Origin of the sequence: Desulfovibrio sp. UIB00 (assembly GCF_022508225.1) — a bacterium.
Lineage (GTDB): Bacteria > Desulfobacterota > Desulfovibrionia > Desulfovibrionales > Desulfovibrionaceae > Desulfovibrio.
This window is the reverse complement of the sequence record NZ_JAETXJ010000002.1, coordinates 621,507-628,749: the sequence shown is the minus strand read 5'-3', so window position 1 is coordinate 628,749 and position 7,243 is coordinate 621,507. Positions and strand designations below refer to the sequence as shown.

The following is a 7,243-nucleotide window of genomic DNA, read 5'->3' as shown; positions in this document are numbered from 1 at the left end:
TTATTTTCTCCTGCAACTTGATAAAGCCGTCAAAAAGCGCTTCCGGACGCGGAGGGCAGCCCGGCACATAGACATCTACCGGAATAATCTGATCCACGCCCTGCGTTACGGCATACGACTGGAAAAGCCCGCCGCTGCAAGCGCAACTGCCCATGGCGAGCACGTAGCGCGGCTCGGGCATCTGGTCATAAACCCTGCGCAGCACCGGGGCCATTTTTTTGCTCAGGGTTCCGGCCACCACCATGCAGTCTGCCTGCCGGGGGCTGGCGCGAAAGATGATGCCAAAGCGGTCAAGGTCGTGCGTTGACGCGCCTGTGGCCATCATTTCGATGGCGCAGCAGGCAAGGCCAAAGGTCACTGGCCAGATGGAGCCGCAACGGCCCCAGTTGACCAGAGCGTTGAGCGGCCCGAGCACGGCGTTGGCGCCGGGGAAAAACCGCAGGCCGTCCTTGTGCACCGCAAGGGGCTGGTCGTCGTGCGCGGCGGTGCGAGTTTCTACTTCACCCATTCGAAGGCCCCCTTTTTCCAGGCATAGGCGTAGGCCAGCACCAGCAGGGTCATGAAGGTCAGCATTTCCGCCAGCCCAAGGCTGCCCAGACGCACAAACTCCACTGCCCAGGTGTAGAGGAAGATGGCTTCCACATCGATGATGACAAAAAGAATGGCAACGTAATAAAATTTGATGGAAAAACGCGTGCGCGGCTCGGCGGTTGGCTCGTTGCCGGATTCATAGGGCATGAGCTTTTCGCGGTAGGGCCGACGCATGCGGAAAAACCGCCCGAAAAACAACGTAAGAACGCCAAAAAGCAGCGCAATAATGAGCAGCAGCAGAATGGCAAGATACTCTTCTCCGGCAACCGTAGGCACCATAAAAAGCCACCTTGTTGAATGTCTTCGTCATATTCCGGGCAAGCAGGGCCGAACGATTGCACGGCCCTGCTCCGCCGTCGGCGCGCTCTTGCAGAGCCGCCGCAAACAAATCTGAACATTCTGCCGCAAGCCTTGCATGGCCCCGGCAGAAAACAAAACACTTTCTAACGGACTACAGGCCTGTTGCGCTGCATCTGCTCGGCAAATTCCTGCCGCTTCTCCTGACTGGCCGCATCCGGCGTGGAGAATTGCAGGCAGCTCATGGCGCAGGTGGTCACACAGGCAGGCTTGAGGCCCTGATCAATGCGGTCGCGGCACAGATCGCACTTATCCACCTTGCCGGTCTGGGCGTTCCACTGGGGCGCAGCCCAGGGGCAGGCGGTGATGCAGGCCTTGCAGCCCACGCAGGCCGAGGTTTCCACATAGACAATGCCATCGTCCCTGCGGCGCATGGCCCCTGTGGGGCAGGCCTTGACGCACCAGGGATTTTCACAGTGAAAGCACGAGGTATACACAAAGCCCAGCGCGGGCTTGGGTTCGGTCTGCTCCACGGAAAGAACGCGGCAGAAAAAAGCCCCCGGCCCGCCGTTGTGCAGGCTGCGGCACTGAACCTCGCAGGCCTTGCAGCCTATGCAATCCGCCGAATTGTGCATGACAATATATTTGCTCATAACCATCCTCCCACGCGGCTCGGTGGGTTGTTCCCGTAAATTTCCTTGCAGTATCAGGCCATGCCTTTGACAATATCCGAGGCAGAGTCCGCCTAGGCAGCGCCGGAACCGGCCACCTTCTCCAGCGTGACAAAATGCTCCTGCATGGACAGGCCGCCGCCGCCCGTATCCTGCAAATCCAGACCGCCGCGCAGGCACTTGCTGTCAGAAATGCCCTTGTGGAAGGCCCGGCTTTCGCAAGGCAGGTCGTGGCCAAAGCCATGTACCACAAAGATGGCCTCAGGATGGATGGCAGAGGTGATCTTGACCCCGGCCTCGCCCATGGATTTGCCTGCGGCATCCCGCACGCGCACCCTGTCGCCGGGGTTGATGCCGGCGGCCTTGGCCTTCTTGCTGTTGATCCACACGGTATTTTCAGGAACCTGCTCAAGCAGCAGCGGATTATTGACGGTATGGCCCTGGGTATGCACGGCCACCCGTCCAAAGGTAATGCGGTAGGCCCCTTCGGGCGGCGCAACGGGCGGCGTGTAGGGGGGCAACATGTTTTGGCCGCAGCCCTTGCCGTAACCCTCGCTGGTCAGTTCCACCTTGCCCGAGGCAGTGGGGAAGGAATAATCTGCCAGATCCACGTACAGGGGATCGCTGGTGAGCGAAACAAAACCCTTTTCGGTAAAGTCCGCGCTGGTGAGGCCTGTTCCTTCCAGCTGAAAACGCCACATATCTTCAGCGCTTTCAAAAACCAGAGGATCAAGCCCGAGACGCTTTGCCAGGCCGCCGATGATTTCCCAGTCGGCCTTGGTGTCGTAGCGCGGCGGGATGACGCGGTTGCGCACAAAGAACTGCGGTTTGAGGCCGTTCTTGGTGGCAATGATACTCTCGCGCGAAAGGTAGGTGGAAAGCGGCAGCACCACATCTGAATACCATGCGGTGTCTGACCAGGAGAACGTGACGCTCACAAGCAGGTCAAGGCCGTCAAAACGTTTGCGCAGCGCATCGGGGTCAGGGTAACCCTGCAAGGGGTCGTGCCGCCAGCACATGTAGGCCTTGACCGGAGCGGCCCCCTCCGGAGGATTGCTGATGGCTTCAAAAGCCCTGTGCAGCAGGCCCTTGCCGGGATCGAAAGCGTTGTTATCCGTACCAAGGCCATCAGCGCGCAAGCCCTTGGGTGCGGGGAAGAGATCCGTAAACTTTTTGAGCCCGGCCTTGCCGCATTCCTTGGGTGTACGGCCCGGCACTATGCCGCCCTTGACACCCACGCCGCCCAGCAGGGCCGTAATGACCAGAGCCGTGCGCGCCACCTGAAAGGAATCTCCATACCGCGAGGTCATCCAGCCGGGATGCCAGATCACATGCGGGGCCGCAGCGGCAAGCGATTGTGCAAGGCGCACAATGGACTGCGCATCGACCTGACACTGCTCTGCCGCCCATTCCGCCGTATAAGGAGCCACAAATTCGGCCAGCTCGGCAAAACCCGTGGTGTGGGCGTCCACGTAATCCTTGTTGTACAGCTTGTGGGCAATAAGCGTGTTGATGATGCCCAGGTTGAAGGCATAGTCCGTACCGGGGCGGACAAGCAGAAAATCATTGGCCTTGGAGGCCGAAACATTGTGGCGGATATCAATGACCGTGAGCTTGCAGCCTTTGCGCAGGGCCTGCATGACGGTTCTGGCCTCGCCAAGGTTGATAGCTTCAAAAATGTTGCGCGTTTGCAGTACAATGTGCTTGCAGTTGGCAAAGTCGTTGACGGCCATGCCGCGCCCGAGGCCCATGACGGCCTTGCAGGCGTGGTGGGTATTGAGGTCGCACGAGGTGCTGTGCGTACAGACGTTGGGCGAACCGATGCCGCGCATAAAGGCGCGGTACAGGTCGGTAAAGGGGCCGTCGCGGTCAGACCACAGCACGGATTCCCTGCCGTGTTGCTGCTGCACTGAGGCAATTTTTTGCGCAACATAGTCAAAGGCTTCTTCCCACGAAACCTTTTTCCACTTGCCCTCGCCCCGCTCGCCCACACGAATAAGCGGACTCTGCGGACACTCCGACTCGCGCTCAAGGGCTTTGCCGGCCACGCCGCGCGCGCACAAGGCCCCCTTGAGGGGACTGTGCGGGTTGCCGTAAATCATACCCACTGAACCATCTTTTACTTCTACAGAAATTGGACACCTTGCGGTGCACATTCCGCATACACTCTGAACCAACTGCATACTGCCCATAGTGCTTCTCTCGTGCGAGTAAGGGATATTGTCATCTGTCTGAGGCACATCTCGCCAATCCTAAAATCAGCCTGAAGTGAAAACCACTTCAGATGTGCCGTTGCAAACATTTCCAAGCCACAGCAACTGTACTAATCTTGTCTGGTAATTTAATTAGGAAGCATTGTCGCTAGCACAGTTTTTTTTTAATTTCCAGCCAGGTTCCTGTTTTCACACACTTTCTTTAAACCCTAATTTAATTGTAGTTTTTATAACTTGAGTGCACACTCAATTTTTTTTATTTATAATTTCAGCATATTGGAAATCACATTTTTTATACAAGAGTGATAAAATATTAATTTCACATTGGTACGGTACTACCAATCAAATCGAGAATTGGCGCGAAAAGAAATTTTGAACAATCCAATCAGTCAGTTGCAAAAACGGCGCGTTTTATCCCTTTACTCCTAAAATTTTGCAGTGTTATATTATTGTAGTGAAAATCAACGCAAATACCTGCCAAAGGATCCACCTACATGCCTGTGGAACGGATACCTATAGCACACCTGAAGCCGGGAATGTACGTACTCAATCCGGGCATCTCCTGGATCAATGCCCCGCTGCTCTACATGAGCGAGGGTCTTGTGGCCGATCAGGCAGAGATTGACGGGATCATCCAGCAGGGCTTTACCGAAGTAATTCACGATCCGGAGCGCGCCGTTCCTGCGTATGAACCGGGCTGTGCGCTGCCGCGTTTGTTCTCACGCAACCTTGCACAGGCACAAAGAGCGCACGCTGCCGCCTACGCTCATGTAAAAGCCGCCATGTCTTCCGGTGAGTGCGGCAGTGCAGAGATTGCAGGGGCCGAACCCTGCATTAAGTCCATCATTCTTGCTCTCAAGTGTAATGCCAACGCCATGCTGACCCTTGCCAACCTGAAAGGGCGTGACGAATACACATACAGGCACAGCGTCAACGTGGCCATTTTTGCCGTAGCCTTTGCCCGGCATCTGGGCCTTACAGATCATCAGCAGCAACTAGCCGGTATGGCCGGGCTGTTTCATGATTACGGCAAGGCGCTCGTACCAAGAGAGATTCTTAACGCGCCGCGCGCGCTTTCCCCGTCCGAATTTGCCGTCATGCGGTCGCACGTGCTGCTCGGCTATGACGCCTTGCGCAAGATACCCAATATCGCACCAGAAATTCTGGAGGGCACAGGCCAGCACCACGAGATGCACGATGGCCTGGGGTATCCCCACGGGCTCAAAGGCTCAGCCATCGGTCTTTTTGGGCGTATCATCTCTATTTGCGATGTATATGACGCGCTTTCATCCAGGCGCGTATATAAAGAGGCGCTTTGCCCCAGTCATGCGCTGGCAATCATGTACAAAATGAACGGAACGGCATGGCCGCGCGGCTTTGCGGATTCTTTCATAAAAATGATGGGGGTCTTCCCGCTAGGAACGGCGGTCAAACTTTCAGACGGGCGCATGGGCCTCATAAGCAGCAGCAACCCCGATTTTCCAACCCGGCCAACAGTGATCATTGTCAGAAAATTCAGAGGCGTAGCCTACATGGAAGACAGAGTTGACCTGTTGGCGGCAAGCAAGATTTGCGTGAGCCGCGCGCTTTCATTCAAAGAGACGGAAGACTGGGATATCCCACGCCTTTTGGGCATAACGGAATGAAAGGAATGAGAATGGACGGGGGGTAGTCAGTTTGCAGGCTGCACAGGCAGGAAACGGGAAAATGGAGAAGAGAAAAGGAAGGGGAAGAAAAAACTGAGTCAGACTGCGCACTTGAGCGCGGTGATCTCTTCAATCTGGCTTGGTGCAAGCTCTTGCAGGACGAATTCCGGCCTTGCCAGATAAAAGCCCTGCGCCAGATCAAAACCCAGGGCAACAACGCTGGCAAGTTCCTCGTGGGTTTCCACACCCTCCGCCACGGTGAGAATGCCCTTTGAGCGGCAATATACAAGAATATTTGAAAGAAATTCCCTCTTGGATGCGGGCGCCTTGTGGATGGCGCGGATAAAAAAGCTGTCGATCTTGAGAATCTCGGGCGAAATATTCAAAAGCCGCAGCGCATTTGAGTGGGCGCAGCCAAAATCGTCAATGGCGATAAAGGCCGCCAGCTCCGCGCGCAGTTCGCGCACCTTTTGGGCAAGGCCTTCCTCGCTGCTGGCGGTTTCTATGATTTCAAACACCATGTTGCGGCTTATGTCTTCATAGCGCGGGTGCAGATTGCGCAGCTCCCGAGCATCCAGATACTGCGCGGAAATGGCGTTGAAAAATATCTTTCTGGCACCGAGCGAAGGGAGGTTCTTGCCCATCCAGTCAAAAATCATCCTGAAGGTCATATGCTCCAGCTGAGGCAGTTTTGACTGCGCCTCTGCCAGCTGCAGCACATCAAGAGGCGAGGCAAAATGCGGGGTTGTGGAGCGCATGAGCGCCTCATAGCCGTAGATGGAGCCATCTTTCAGGCTCACAATGGGCTGAAAGGCAAAGCGGATCAACTGGCCTTCAAGCAATTCGTCCAGACGTTCCTGACGGCTCAAGATATTGGCCTTGGCCCGGTAAACTTCAGGATTGAACCGCATGAGCGTACCGCGATTGAAGTTCTGCACTTCAAACATGGCGTGGCTGGCATAATTCATGAGCACATCGCCGGTCATGGCGTCGCTGGGATACACGGCCACCCCGAGCGAAGCGCGTATGCGCACAACCTCATTGGGCAGTTCAATGGTGGTGTTCAGCAGGGTTTTGCGGTTATCCTGCGCAAAGCGCAAGGCGCTTTCTTCATTATCAAAACCGTGGGCAAACACTGCAAATTCGCTGCCTGCCGTGCGGGCCAGAAGCACTGCGTCATTTTCGCACATCTGCAAGGCTTCAACCACCTTGCTTATGTACAGATCGCCCCCATCGTACCCATGCGACTCATTTACGTACTTGAGATTATCCAGACCGCACGAAAGCAGTACGCCAAATTTGCCGGGCTGCATCTGCAAGGCTTCGCGCACGCCGCGCACAAAGGCCCGGCGGTTCATGAGGCCGGTTTCAACATCGTGATTCTGGTCGTGCTCGACCTGCTTTTTGCAGGTCTGCGCCTGATTGATAAGAAAGGTCAGCCCGTCAGAGAGGTCGCCCATATCGTCAACCGCAGGCATGGGGTAGCCTGCGCTGAATATGAGCAGTTGCCGGGCCAGACGTTTGAGCTTGGCGTGCAGGCTTTCAAGGTGCGTGGAAAAGTGACGGCAGGATTTGGGCGGGCGCACAGACAGATCCCCCTCTGCCAGTGCCGCCGCATAGGCAGAAAGATCAGCGCAGGCCCGCGTGAGCTCGCACAGTTTCTCTGCTGTGGGCTGCTGCCCGCAGCCTTCAAATTCGGCCAACGCAGCGTCAAATTGCCCGCGCAGCAGATTATCAAGGCCGGTTTCAATATCCATGTGCGCGCCTCAAGTGTGAGCCTCAAGAAAAGTTGAAAAAAGCAAATGCGGCATCAGGCCCACGCACG

Annotated in this window: 6 protein-coding genes; 1 reads left to right on the top strand and 5 read right to left on the bottom strand. The window is 56.1% G+C overall.

The window, feature by feature from the left end; genetic code table 11:
- From JMF94_RS05670 to JMF94_RS05655, 4 genes are all read right to left on the bottom strand, one after another.
- On the bottom strand, positions 1-508 hold a 508-nt coding region (locus JMF94_RS05670), incomplete at its 3' end, for an NADH-quinone oxidoreductase subunit B (RefSeq protein ID WP_240824199.1).
- Positions 496-870, bottom strand: coding sequence for an NADH-quinone oxidoreductase subunit A (locus JMF94_RS05665; protein ID WP_192111321.1), 375 nt, complete (start codon positions 868-870; stop codon positions 496-498). The genes JMF94_RS05665 and JMF94_RS05670, both read right to left, overlap by 13 nt.
- Before the next feature lie 164 nt (positions 871-1,034).
- On the bottom strand, positions 1,035-1,541 hold the full coding sequence (locus JMF94_RS05660) for a 4Fe-4S dicluster domain-containing protein (RefSeq protein ID WP_192111320.1): 507 nt from the start codon (positions 1,539-1,541) through the stop codon (positions 1,035-1,037).
- A gap of 92 nt (positions 1,542-1,633) precedes the next feature.
- Positions 1,634-3,751 (bottom strand): molybdopterin-dependent oxidoreductase, encoded by a 2,118-nt coding sequence (locus JMF94_RS05655; protein WP_240824209.1) that lies wholly within the window; start codon positions 3,749-3,751, stop codon positions 1,634-1,636.
- Between the two features lie 515 nt (positions 3,752-4,266).
- Here JMF94_RS05655 and JMF94_RS05650 point away from each other — a divergent pair.
- Positions 4,267-5,418, top strand: a complete 1,152-nt coding sequence (locus JMF94_RS05650; protein ID WP_276612827.1) for an HD-GYP domain-containing protein — start codon at positions 4,267-4,269, stop codon at positions 5,416-5,418.
- Positions 5,419-5,516: 98 nt separating this feature from the next.
- Here JMF94_RS05650 and JMF94_RS05645 read toward each other — a convergent pair whose 3' ends face one another.
- Entirely contained in the window at positions 5,517-7,175 is a 1,659-nt protein-coding gene (locus tag JMF94_RS05645; RefSeq protein ID WP_240824197.1) for a GGDEF domain-containing protein, read from the bottom strand.
- Positions 7,176-7,243 lie beyond the last annotated feature (68 nt).